Genomic DNA, 12,371 nt, shown 5'->3' with positions numbered 1-12,371 from the left:
GATATCGCACGGCAGTAGCGTCGTTCTAATTCGAGTCGCTCCAGGATCCGTGATGTTGGACAGGCGTTGGCAACTGCCTCATAGGGCTTGCACGAGAAAACGACTAGTCGCGGAGGCACGTGCTCCCTCAGTACCGTCGCCACCACATCGAGCGTGGCGACATAGGGAATGCCTGTTCCGACGTAAACACCGTGGTCTATGCCTGCGTCCTCAGCAATCTCGAGCAAACCTGGTGCAACGACTGTTTCATATTGCTCTGCGGTCGCAGCGCCAGCCAAGGGGTGGGAATGCGGAAAGGGCCAAACAGGGAACTGTTCTCGTACGTCCTGTGCGCCTAACCAGTAGCACAGCATTCCAATGTGACGTTCGAGCCTAGCCAGCCCATGAAATGGGCGCTTCTGGCCTGGAAGCGGACCGACCGTCTGGTTGCTATTCGGTGACGAATTCCTCCGTCGAACCTCGATGAACGGCCTGTAACTTTCCCCGTGCCCTTGGCCCGCCCCCTCTTCAATCAACTTCTGCAGCTTCTCCCACGTCATCGTTCCTCGCATCTCGTGTCTCCGGCCGATGTCGGCCCACCAGATCGCCAGGAGGCGATCAGGCACGCCGACGGCCAATGCGCTTGCATCAATCGCACGCAATATGGACCTGCGTGCGATACGCAAATGCAGAGGCAAAAAGGGCTTGACTCGGCCGAATTCGAGAACGATACTGAGGATGTCCAGTCTCACAGTACCGCGCTCTCATAGAGCCAAGAAACAAAGCCAGTCATCCGTGATTGGCTTTTTTCTTTTCTACATACCGCCTCCTACGTTCACCAACTTCAGTAGAGAAAATGTGCTCTGAGTGTCGAGCCATGTGATGTCACATTAGACACCTCCTCGTTTTTCGTCATCAAGTTTATTTTGCAGTCCGATATATATTGGATATTGATGTCCATCGAGGCCTACACAGTTCATCAGAAGTGGTACTCCTCAACTTTCACCGGTGAAAATTGAGGAGCATGATGCAACATTTTTTGCCGGACGTCTTGTGGCCCTATGCAGCACGCGAAAGAATCTAAAGCGACCCAGCCTCAAGCAAGATCGAACTGGCCTCCATCGCTTTCCCGGACGATACCTTCTCTTGGGCAATCTCTGCGCCCGGTGCACCGGGCTCTCTGCACGGCCGCACATCTTCCCGTTTGAATTCGTCAGTAAAGTGCCTTCTTGCTCTGCTCATTTCATCCCTCTTGGATTACATCAGCTTAGCTGATGTGCCCGGGGAACCGATCGAAAGCTGATTCGACGTCTCCCTTTGACCAACCTCGCCTCGCCGGCGTACTGCGTCATCACTTGGAAGATATACGGCATCGCGCTTCGGCTCGGACCTGCGATATATTGGCGCTGTTTCTTTGACGGAAAAAATCATGTCCAGCCTCGGCGTCGAACACGACCATGGCCTCATTTATGAGGGTACCGACAATCCTAACCACCTCACCGTCCCTGCGCCAATAATTTCTCAATGCACACTCATTGAGTCACCTGCTGATTTCGATAAATTGCCTCGCGGAATGCAAGGCGACCCGTTCCGTTGGATTTTCCGGGAGGACTCGTTCGACCCAGTCTCCCGAGTGAGGCGTGGGCGCATCTTCCAGTCATTCGGTAAAACTAATCGCACGTCCGTTTTCGTAGAGGCGCATCCGAATTTACAATCTGATAGCCGCCTGAGGAACGACTACGGCCGCATACAGAAAGACCTAAATGTGTTCATCCATTGCACTGAGCTCTTGGGGTGTCCCAATCGAGGTGAGGGACTTCAGCTAGCGATAGGCAATACGCAGGCACACTCCCTCTGGCGAATCCTGCAGACCGAGCAAACAATCAGTCACGATGTGCTGGTTACTCTTCGGGCAGAGTCTGCGTTTGGCATTCTGCCAGCTCTCAAGTTGGAGAAAATTCCGGAGGAGAATCAGAAATCCATATCAAGTGCCTACGACCGTGTCATGCAGGTAGCGTACAGGGACTCCCCAACCTCAGTTGTTGACCAGTGTCGAAATCTTTGTGCGGTCGTCAGCGCTCGATGGCTGTATGCTCTGACTGGAAATAAAACGATACTTGAGGAAGACCTCGGAGGTTGCATCACAGCGGTCAAGAAGCATTTCGGTGAAAAAGAGCAACGGCTAATCCGTGCTGCACTTGATACCGTCAATCTTCTTCACCCGAGAGGAAAAGATAATGAGCGCGAGCGCTACGACCTTCGGGAGGTGTCAAAGGAGGACGCCGAACTTGCCCTGCACGCAACGGGTTTCCTCATAACCGAACTCGGCTGGGGAAACTGATACCCGTCCGTGCTGTGGCATCGGGTGGGTATCTATCGATTGCGGCGGCGGTTTCGTTGCCGGAGATTCGGACGATGTCTACACTCCTCAAGGAACGACACACGGTCCACTTCTTCTATTGCAAGAGTCTCCTTTGCTGCCAAAGAACCCCAAGATGTCTTCAGAAACCATGATAGACGAGAACCAGCCAACTCCCGATGTACATCCAGTCTTCGAGACTCCATCGTCGGCGCCCATTCCCTTTGTAGATCTCGCCAACCTTGACAGGCGCATTGTGATGAGCAACTTCTTTCACGATGGAACTCGATGGCGGACATGGGCCCGCGTTGCAACTGGTGCCTTGGTTGAACTGAATATTGTGGAACTTGCGGAAGGATTCTATTTCGCCGAGAAGCCTCAATCACCAACCGATGCACATTTTCGGTTCATGGACTTCATCGCTCAGCACGCGTCCTTTCCTGAACTGAAATTGGCCGTTGCCGGCGTGATGGATGACATCTCGAATCTATCGGCATCGCTGGCAAAGCTTCAACTACTGCACACATCCCGGGACAATGTCGGGTCGGGCATCACGAGGATGGTTGCAACAGAGGTCGAGTATGTATTGTCTGTATGCAGGAGCCTCTTCGACTTGCTGCAAGAGGTTATCAATAAGCTATGGCAAAAGGTTACGCTAACTGGCACTGCCAACACGAAGCGCCCGATGAAGGGTTCTTTCGCTGCCGTCGCATTGTTCCAAGAGGCGCCTGCGACTGCTGAAAAATTGGTCGAAAAATTTGGTCTGCCACTGCCCCTTGTCGACTTCTACGTGGCGGTGACGCCGTTCTTTCTCCAACTCCGAACAATACGCGACAACTTAGTGCATCACGGATCGCAGATGCAGATCATTTTTTCCGGCGATGCAGATTTCCTAATCTCAGGGCACCTGCGACCGTTTGAGAGTATGAAGATATGGCGGGATCAGGAGCGTCAACCTAACAATCTCGTACCCTTGCGCCCCGCAATCAATTCCGTCGTCTATCGAACGCTTGCGGTATGCGAGCAATTCAGTGAAGTCATGCGACAGCACTTCCAGCTTCCTCCACCTGTCGTTCCTGGAATGCATCTATTCATGCGAGGCCCGTTCAACTCCTCCTTCCTTGACGCAATGAATGATGCCGTACATAGAGAAGGCTCTTTGAATGGTGAGCCTCAGAACAGAGCGCCAGCGACGACACGGTAGCATGGGGATTGTATGTGCCATCGCTCGCCATGAGGCTCTCGATAAGCGCAGGTTAACAAGCGACCCGAGGCAAACCTAGTCATATCCACGAGGACGAACCTGTGGAATACCGCAAACACAAGCCCGAACCCGTGCAGAAAGGAAATCCGTACGGTTTAGTACAACGACAACATATATTCCCTCGAAAATCTATCGAACGCTTCTATGGACTTGACGGGAAAGTAAGCGTGCTCCGATTGGGTGAAACCCAAAGTCGTCTTCGCGTTACGGCCGAGCATGAAATGTTCTGTGCGAAACGTGTCTGGGACCAACGCGCCGAGTCAGGATACATGGCGCAAATTGAGAAACGGTTTCAGAAAATCGCCAACCTCGTTCTTTACGGGGACCGTCGATGGTTAGCTCTCGAGAACGATACGATCACTGCTTTCTACGCTCTATGGAAACACCGCGTGCACTACAGCGCAAACCCTGTACCTGCAGTCATTTTGAAAGGTGTGACGCCAGATAATGAAATCACAAAGGATAAAAAGGAACGGCTGGAGAGCAACCATTACCTGTTCATAGACGAGAATGGCATGATGGGTAGCCGGCAGCTAACCGGAATGCACATCCAGCGTGCCATTGACTACACGCACCTTCAGTTAAAGGGTATACGATGGTACGTCACGGAGGCGGAACCAGGCGCCGGCGAGTTTCTCGTCCCGGATAGCCCTCAAGCACTGTATGTTCCGCTATCCCCGACGGTTTCCCTCCTCGGAAATATGGACATGCCCCGCGCGGACGCAAGCAGCGTCAGGTTTTTAAATCTTTCTGTAATAGCTGGCTGTACTCGATTTGCATTCGCTCGGGATTTTTCGCAGTGCGTCATCAGATAGCAGTTTGACGCCGACACGGCGGCGCTAGCACCTTTTCGGTCACACGATATCCGGCTCAACTACCTGAAGATAGTTGAGCCCGACAGCTTAAGTGGAGCAACGATGCTCAGCTTCGCATTTGACAATCTGTCACGCCGGGTCAACAAAATTGTCGCCCAGTGGTTGGGCCAGCAGAGCGTATCCATATCCTTCAATATTGCGAGCTGGCGGCAGCTGGTCCCCCTTGCGCTCGGGAGGCCATTCGTTTGTTTGTCGGTACTGGTCGCCGTGAAATTCATCATAGCGTTGCTTTGGTGGACCTGCCCTCGATTTCTCGCCCTGACGGTACCGTCCTACGACTGGAGCAACGCGGAATTTGCAGCGTATGTTGGCACGCTCTGGTCAGTACAGGCAACAATTGCCGCCCTGGTATATCCAATCGTCATTGCGTTTGTGGCAGTGCTTCTTCAGCGCCGAGCCACGGCAAAACTTAGCTTGCAGTTGTACCTGCGTGACGCTGCGGCGCTTACAGCTGGCATCAGTTCGATAGCGCTGGTCGCCACCATGGGCGCTGAGTATCTGGCTGTCCCCTACGTCTCAGCGGAATGGATTGCCATGGGGGCGGCCGGGGACTGTGTCTGGTTCTTTGCTAACACCGTGCTCACTGCATGGTTTCTGTATCGGACCGTCCTCTATCTTGACGACAGCACCAGGATGCGCGTTTTCACGCGCTACGCCGTGAGCAACGCCTTGCCAGCAGATATCCGTGGGCGGCTTGAGGGAAGCATTTTTCTCCAAGAGGGCCATGTCGGGGATACGGTAGAAGAGGAAGGAAGACGTTCGAGCAAACCTCGCGTGCGGTACCTCCCATTCCCCGACGGTACACCCTATGTCACCGTGATGGTCCGCGGCTCGAAGACGGTTGTCGACGTCCGCCTTCGTTTGCTTCGCATCGCAACGGAACTATGGATTCGTGCTCACCGCGAAAAATCCTCTGGGAATCCACGTTCAGTCTCGATCCGGTCACCGTGCCTCTCCTTTACGTTCTCGCCTGGTGAACAACTCAGCGGCGAGGAAACTTTGTGCACAGTGCGGGACGGGGAACCACCAAGCCGCATCGCAGCACTCCTGATTCGTCGCTCGCTCGTACTTGGGCAAAGGAAGCCCTCAACATCCACAATCGACATCTTTGAAGAGTTGGCTGCCGAGGTGCTCACGCTGCTCGAGCAACATCGATTCGAGGCCGCGGCCGAAACGATATCTGCACTGGTCGATCTCCATGCCGAGTTGATTAAAGCAGGGGCGTTCGTGGCCGATGATGGAACGAAGGACAATGCCGCGTTGCTCTCAGACCCGTATCAACTGAGTGGTTTGCGTCTTCACCAAGAATGGGTCAATGGGTACCGGCAACTCATTATCGCAGCCGTTACAGATGTCAATCTTGGAACGCCGTTCTATAGCCGCTGCTGCCACATACCTTACCGCCTGCTCAACCGGCTTCATGGCCAGCACCCAGATGTCGTTTCGTATGTGCTGAACCTGTCATCACTGATGTCACATCGACTCGGCTTGTGGTGGCAATCGAAGGCTGACGACAAAGGCCTCACGATGCGCGGTGCTGCAAACGCAGTCGTTTTGCCTATCCCATCGGCAAAGCAGTACGAGTCCGCGGTAAAGACTTTTATCGAAGGTTGGGAAGCCAGCAGCTATTTGGATATCCGCGTGCCCCCCGACAATGCGGCGAATGCATGGCAGGCGCTCTCAGAGCAACTACGGCTCGCTGCGGAGTATCTTCGATACTTGGTCAAGATGCTTTCCGGGGCAGTCGTTCGCGGGGACCGGACAGCCGCACTATATCTCGAGGACTCGCTCCTAAAGTGGTGGGCATCCCAGGAATCACAGTTTGATGGTCATCCGTTGCCCGAACATGAGTTCCCCATCCACACGCTCGCGTGCATTGACGATAATTGGTCGGTTGTACGCTCGTCGTTGGAGAACCTCCCAGAAGGGGATGAGGAACCAGCGATTGCGCAGGCGCTCGCGTCGACATTGTTGCGGCGATACTGGGTTGACATTCGCTTTGTCACTGCACTTGTACTCGTTTCGTGGACTGACGCCTCGGGCTGCGATTCTACGTTTTCGTTTGAATTGGCAGTCGCACTACTAACTGGGCGTAGCTACATAGAAGGTGGAACGGTAGCGGTGCGAGAGATTTCCGAGTTCAACAGGGTTTGGCTGCATCTCGTTCGCGCGCAAAATGCCGACCGACGTTACGAGAATCGGCTCAACGGAGTCGTGCGCGCTATGTTTGACGCCCTTGAGCCTGACCGACTCGGCGGACGAATATTTTCCGGCTGGGGTGACAGCGATATGCAGTCGCTCCTCAACACGCAAATCGAGCTACTCCTTGCCGTTGCGGGTGGCCGAACGCCCTTCGGTGTCTTCACCGCAGTATCGGCTGTGCCGTACCGGTCTCGAGACATGAACCAACTTGAACAGTTGCGACATTTCGCGCGACAACTCAGCGACGCTTTGAATTCACCAGGCCTCACATCCCGGCTAGATCTGATCGATAAACTGCGGAAGGCACTAGGCAATGCAACCAGCTCGGAGGACGCACAAACGGCTTTGGCGGGCGACTTGAATGCATTGGCTACTGCCGCCGCCGAAGCGCGGCAGGCGGTATTCACTAACGCACAGGTCGCAAATAGCAGATTGGCGCTAGCGTCATCCGCGGTTTCACGCTACATCTTGGACAAGCAATGCACCATTTTTCCGCTTTCCCTTGCTCCAACGTTTATCGCTGAACCTTGCTCCGCTGACTTGTCGAGGTTAAACGTCGTGAACGTTAGAAAAGGCCCCTTCACAGACCCGCCGCTGGAAAGCGGGCATGACCACTCCATCGAGTGGTATAACAAGCTGGTTGGAGAGCAAGTTGCTTCAACCATCATCGAAAAATACCTGCACGCTAAGCGCCCAGCTTCTTTGCCCAATACAAGCACTGACGTCTTTCTCGGCTGGCTCGCAGAACAAGTACAATCGATTCAGCGGAACGGCGGCACTCCAGCTATCCTCGTCCCGATTCAAAGTGCGCCAGCATGGCTTCGTCAGTTGCGCGAAGGCCCAGGCAATGCTTCGGATGCACTTGCGTTTAACTACCGACGTGAGAACGACGTCGCAAGTGTTATCGGCCACTTGGGAGACGTACCAATTCACGCAGCGCCGGTCACTGTTGACGCCTGCTATATAGCCCAGCTCGAGGACTTCACGAAGCTTTCGTACGCGGCCTTTGACGAAGCGATGTGCATCGGAATTGAATGGTCGCCCGAGTCGGTCGAGACTATCCGCCTCTCGTTTTTTTGGAATTTCTCTGTACCCGAATGAGGGTGACCTATTCAACAGCAGGAGTTTATATAACGCCTTGATGGCCCTCTCGATCGAACGTCGGAGGTGTGTGCGCGGACCAACAATCTATCTGGCGCTCCGGTACTCCCTGCTTGCTTGCGTTCGTTCTGGATCTTCGCCCGAACGCAAACGATGAGGGTCTCGCGCGATCGTCTACCGGCTGTTCTGTCGCAAGCAGGTCTTTGATATTCACTGCCTCGCCGGACTTAGGTACCAAATTGAGCTGGCGCCAGTCATGACTATCGGACTGAAGTACAACTTGCTCAACGAAACGAAGTGCAATTTGCTCGTGCATCGAACAGTGCGTGATGATGCCTACCGGATTGTTCTAAGTATCGGCCACGCTCGCTCACATCAAGCCTTGCTGCTACATTCTGAAACTGCCAACCCGTTGGTCTCTTTCCAAGCAACCGCACCAGCAGTTCGACGTCGATAGGATGATCGTAGCAAAGCACGGGTTTCTCACGGCGCTGTCTAAGTTCGTTCATCCAGCTGCTCAACTCCCTTGCCGCCTCCACACTGGACATCACTCTATCGGGATATTGTCCTAGCTGTGGAACAACAATCGTTCGCACAAAGTCAGTACAGTCACTAACTAAATAATCTGTCAGCTCGACGTAGAATTCGCGGCCATCCTCCGCAACTAGCGCGAGGCTTACAAGCGCCGGAGAGTCCAAATTCGTGAACTCCGTGTCAATGAAGACTCGTCTTTTCCATGGGTGCAAGGTCCCCATCAACGCCCTCCGTCACCTAGATGTCCAACTCGCAATTCAATTCACAATTGAAGTGAACTGGACTTAACCATAACGTAGCATTCGAGAAAACACATCACCCCTCAAACGTTTTCCGTAGAAAAAATACCTCCTTAAATCTATTCCCACCTCCGTTCCACATAAAATCCATCGAACTTCGATCTCAGCACCACATATCCATCCAATTCAAGAGTATGCTACCAAACGGACTGCACGCCACGATCATAATCCTGGAGCAATTATGCCGCGACTTTCCCTCACCGATCTAGTTGACGTAGTTTCGAAGGCGGGCTCCCCGAAGGCAACAAAAGTTAGACAAATCAAGAACAGAGATGACTACAGCCCGGCGATTGATTTCTACAAGCCATTGCGCGATGGAATCGTTTCCGTTCACCAATCTGGAAAATCCAAATCCGAGCTAGACTCCATTCTCGATGGCCTTAAAGATGTAAAGAAGCGCTCCGCGTATCCGGAAATTATTGAAGGATATCGAAAATGGTGGGGAGCAAAGAGACCTCAATGGTTTTCTCCACCAACGGCCGTGTATACAAATTCCGGTATCGAGGTCTCCGTCAACCCTGAAATTGGATTGCTTTACAACGATACGCCACACGTCATAAAGCTTTACTTGAAAGATGACGATGTAAATAAATCCAAAATGGATCTTATTACCGCACTCATGGAGCATTGCCTCAGACAAAAATCAAGCGCAAATACACGCATGGGGGTTCTGGATGTGCGTGGATCTAAGCTATACACGCTTGGCACCAACTCTGCGGTACAGAGGGCCATCATTGATGCTGAGCTGGCGTATGTCGCGGCACTTTGGCCAAATGTCTGAGACTCATGGCATCGGAGCACGGCAGCATCGAGCGGCAAGAATTTCAGGAAAGTACCGTACATGGCGCACGCCCGCGTGAGTGGACGTCCGGGTACCCAACTCCGAACTCGCCTGCGTACAACGTGGCACTCACACCATTCGGTTGGACCGCTCCCACCGCGGGGTAAACGCGATTAGTCCCTGTATCTATAGTCAGCGATCACGTACAACTTTCGAAATTCAAATTTCGAAAAAAAGCCCTCGTGACGAGGGCTTTCATATCGGTTACGATTTCCAAAGTTTGTTGCGGGTCACTCCGTCAACTTTCCAAACTTTGTTGCCGTTTCCAAACTTTATTGTGACGGAACAGCCGGACTTACGCGAAGTTCTTCGCCGCGAAGTCCCAGTTCACGATGTTCCAGAACGCTTCGACGAACTTCGGACGTGCGTTGCGGTAGTCGATGTAGTACGCGTGTTCCCACACGTCGATCGTCAGCAGTGCCTTGTCGGCGGTCGTCAGCGGCGTCGCCGCGTTGCTCGTCGACACGATGTCGAGCGAACCGTCAGCCTTCTTCACGAGCCATGCCCAGCCCGAACCGAACGTGCCGACTGCGGCCTTCGTGAACGCTTCCTTGAAGGCGTCGTACGAACCCCACTTCGCGTTGATCGCGTCGCCCAGCGCGCCCGTCGGTGCGCCGCCGCCGTTCGGCGACAGGCTGTTCCAGAAGAACGTGTGGTTCCAGATTTGCGCGGCGTTGTTGAAGATGCCGCCCGACGACTTCTTCACGATCTCTTCCAGCGACAGGTTTTCGAATTCCGTGCCCGGGATCAGATTGTTCAGGTTCGTCACATAAGCCTGATGGTGCTTGCCGTAGTGGTACTGGATCGTCTCGAGCGAGATGGTCGGCGCGAGTGCGTCTTCAGCGTACGGGAGCGGCGGGAGCGTATGAGCCATGGCGATTCCTTCGTTGAGTATGTAGGGAGGGCGTGTTGGATGCTGCCGAGCGTCCGATTGTAGGCGAGACCGAATAACCCCGCAAACTCGCGGGCCATTTATCCGCGGTATGCGGAAAAGCGATGTTCGCGCGGCGTCCGGCAGGACGAACCCGACGATGCGCAGCATCCGTTCCCGCGCACGATGCGTCCGTTGCGGCGGCCTTCGCCCGCCTTACGGCGATTACGTCAGATCGTATCGGTCAGCCGCGGCTGCACGTCGGCGAGCGACACGTCGGCCGAGCCTTCGGCGAGATGCACGGTCAGGCGCCGCTGCGGCTTCAGCGCGTTCGGCGCGCGCACCGCGCGGCCCGTCTGCGCATCGATCAGCGCCGCATAGCCGCGCTCGAGCGTGCGCTGCGGACTCAGCACCTCGAGCCGCGCCGCACAGGCCGACACGCGCGCCGTGTCGCGTTCGTGACGGCGCTGCCACGCAACCGCGAGCCGTTGCGACAGCCCCGCGAGCGCCTGGCGCGCCTGCGACGGATCGGGCCGCGCGCGCTGCCAGCGCAGCTGCACGAGCGCGAAACGCGCACGCGCATCGCGCACCGGCCGCGACGCCGCCGACGCAAGCCGCACCGCGAGTTGCTCGACGTGCGTACGCTGCCGCTGCAGCCGCTCGGCCGGGCTCACGAGCCGGCGCGAGAGCCAGTCGAGCTGCTGCGCGCGCTGCTCGAGCCGGCGCGCCATGCCGCGCGCGAGCGCACGCCGGCGGTCGTCGACCTCGCGCAGCAGCAGCGCGCGCTGCGGGCTCGCGAGCTCGGCCGCGCCGGTGGGCGTCGGCGCGCGCACGTCGGCCGCGAAATCCGCGATCGTGAAATCGGTTTCGTGCCCGACGCCGCTCACGACCGGCAATTCGCTCGCCGCGATCGCGCGCGCCAGCGCTTCGTCGTTGAACGACCACAGATCCTCGATCGAGCCGCCGCCGCGGCAGACCAGCAGCACGTCGACCTCCCGGCGCGCATTCGCGGCCTCGACGGCCGCGACGAGCTTCTCGGCGGACCCGGCGCCCTGCACGGGCGCCGGATAGACGATCACCGGAATGTGCGGCGCGCGGCGGGCGAGCGTGGTCAGCACGTCGCGCAGCGCGGCGGCCTGCAGCGACGTGACGATGCCGATCGCACGCGGATGCGCCGGCAGCGGCCGCTTGCGCTCGGGCGCGAACAGGCCCTCGCCTTCGAGCTGCGCCTTCAGCCGCAGGAACGCCTCGTACAGGCGCCCCTGCCCGGTGCGCCGCACGGCCTCGACATTGAGCTGCACTTCGCCGCGCGGCTCGTACATCGTGACGACCGCGCGCACCTCGATCCGGTCGCCTTCGCGCGGCGTGAATTCCGCATACTGCGCCCGGCCGCGGAACATCACGCAGCGCATCTGCGCCTGCTGGTCCTTGATCGAGAAATACCAGTGGCCGCTCGCGGCGCGCGTGAAATTCGACACTTCGCCCGAAATCCACAACAGCGGAAACGAACGCTCGAGCATCGTCGAAATCGCGCGATTGAGCGCCGAAACGGGAATCACGTCGTCGCCGCCGCGCGTCGCGCCGGGTGCGGAAAAAGGGGTGTCGGAAAGCATGGGCGGTCGGATGAATGCTGGCGGCGACACGATAGTCCGACACGCGCGCGGCGTCCAGCGCCGGCCGCATTCGCCGCGGCACGCGGAAGGTGTCCACACTCTGGCAATCTTCCGCGTAAAACGCATTAAAACCGCTGGAAAACCCAGACGATTGACGATAACGCATTGATTTTTATATATTTTTAAATCTTTCGAAATGATTCTCATCCGATTCGATGCCCGCCCGGCGGGCGTTTGAGGTGCTCGGGCGGGGAGTTTTTCACAGAGTTATCCACAGCCCGTCCCGATCCGGCCCCGCGAGCCGCGTCGGCCGGCCGCGCTTGCCGCGGCCGCCCGCGGCGCGCTAGAGTGCCGCCTTCCGCAGACCCCGCGGCACGCGCCGCCCAACGGAGAATCCGCCTTGACGAATCCGTCCCACGCCGCGGCGCACGAT

8 protein-coding genes and 1 pseudogene are annotated in these 12,371 nt (G+C 56.4%); 5 read left to right on the top strand and 4 right to left on the bottom strand.

Annotation, left to right across the window (positions count from 1 at the left end):
* Positions 1-1,122: 1,122 nt before the first annotated feature.
* Positions 1,123-1,221 (bottom strand): annotated as a pseudogene (locus HWX00_RS37565) (transposase); the annotation flags it as partial.
* A 187-nt stretch (positions 1,222-1,408) separates the two neighbouring features.
* On the opposite strand from HWX00_RS37565, the gene HWX00_RS31715 reads away from it, so the two are divergent.
* The 4 genes from HWX00_RS31715 to HWX00_RS31700 all read left to right on the top strand — a co-directional run bounded on the left by HWX00_RS31715 (position 1,409) and on the right by HWX00_RS31700 (position 7,780).
* Positions 1,409-2,320 (top strand): hypothetical protein, encoded by a 912-nt coding sequence (locus tag HWX00_RS31715; RefSeq protein ID WP_124609895.1) that lies wholly within the window; start codon positions 1,409-1,411, stop codon positions 2,318-2,320.
* Positions 2,321-2,474: 154 nt separating this feature from the next.
* A complete protein-coding gene (locus HWX00_RS31710; RefSeq protein ID WP_175028265.1) occupies positions 2,475-3,542 on the top strand; it encodes a hypothetical protein in 1,068 nt (355 codons plus the stop codon).
* Between the two features lie 101 nt (positions 3,543-3,643).
* Positions 3,644-4,417, top strand: coding sequence for a hypothetical protein (locus HWX00_RS31705; RefSeq protein ID WP_124609893.1), 774 nt, complete (start codon positions 3,644-3,646; stop codon positions 4,415-4,417).
* 102 nt (positions 4,418-4,519) lie between these two features.
* A complete protein-coding gene (locus tag HWX00_RS31700; protein ID WP_226194307.1) occupies positions 4,520-7,780 on the top strand; it encodes a hypothetical protein in 3,261 nt (1,086 codons plus the stop codon).
* A 284-nt stretch (positions 7,781-8,064) separates the two neighbouring features.
* Here the strand turns inward: HWX00_RS31700 and HWX00_RS31695 are convergent, their stop codons facing one another.
* Positions 8,065-8,535 (bottom strand): 3'-5' exonuclease family protein, encoded by a 471-nt coding sequence (locus HWX00_RS31695; protein ID WP_124609892.1) that lies wholly within the window; start codon positions 8,533-8,535, stop codon positions 8,065-8,067.
* Positions 8,536-8,794: 259 nt separating this feature from the next.
* Between HWX00_RS31695 and HWX00_RS31690 the strand changes: the two genes are divergently transcribed.
* Positions 8,795-9,394: a hypothetical protein gene (locus HWX00_RS31690; protein WP_124609891.1), complete on the top strand. Its 600-nt coding sequence runs from the start codon at positions 8,795-8,797 to the stop codon at positions 9,392-9,394.
* A gap of 355 nt (positions 9,395-9,749) precedes the next feature.
* On the opposite strand, the gene sodB is transcribed toward HWX00_RS31690, so the two are convergent.
* Both sodB and xseA read right to left on the bottom strand, forming a co-directional pair.
* Complete coding sequence (gene sodB, locus HWX00_RS31685) at positions 9,750-10,328, bottom strand: superoxide dismutase [Fe] (protein ID WP_011352986.1); 579 nt, start codon at positions 10,326-10,328, stop codon at positions 9,750-9,752.
* A gap of 227 nt (positions 10,329-10,555) precedes the next feature.
* A complete protein-coding gene (gene xseA, locus HWX00_RS31680; protein WP_059560276.1) occupies positions 10,556-11,938 on the bottom strand; it encodes an exodeoxyribonuclease VII large subunit in 1,383 nt (460 codons plus the stop codon).
* Positions 11,939-12,371: the final 433 nt, after the last annotated feature.

The organism is Burkholderia seminalis DSM 23518, assembly GCF_902832885.1.
Lineage (GTDB): Bacteria > Pseudomonadota > Gammaproteobacteria > Burkholderiales > Burkholderiaceae > Burkholderia > Burkholderia seminalis.
This window is presented reverse-complemented; position numbering and strand designations above follow the sequence as displayed.

Bases quoted from the DNA above. Each gene is read 5' to 3' on its own strand.
- HWX00_RS31715 (WP_124609895.1), top strand. From the start codon at position 1,409: ATGTCCAGCCTCGGCGTCGAACACGACCATGGCCTCATTTATGAGGGT.
- HWX00_RS31710 (WP_175028265.1), top strand. From the start codon at position 2,475: ATGTCTTCAGAAACCATGATAGACGAGAACCAGCCAACTCCCGATGTA.
- HWX00_RS31700 (WP_226194307.1), top strand. From the start codon at position 4,520: ATGCTCAGCTTCGCATTTGACAATCTGTCACGCCGGGTCAACAAAATT.
- HWX00_RS31695 (WP_124609892.1), bottom strand. From the start codon at position 8,535: ATGGGGACCTTGCACCCATGGAAAAGACGAGTCTTCATTGACACGGAG.
- HWX00_RS31690 (WP_124609891.1), top strand. From the start codon at position 8,795: ATGCCGCGACTTTCCCTCACCGATCTAGTTGACGTAGTTTCGAAGGCG.
- sodB (WP_011352986.1), bottom strand. From the start codon at position 10,328: ATGGCTCATACGCTCCCGCCGCTCCCGTACGCTGAAGACGCACTCGCG.
- xseA (WP_059560276.1), bottom strand. From the start codon at position 11,938: ATGCTTTCCGACACCCCTTTTTCCGCACCCGGCGCGACGCGCGGCGGC.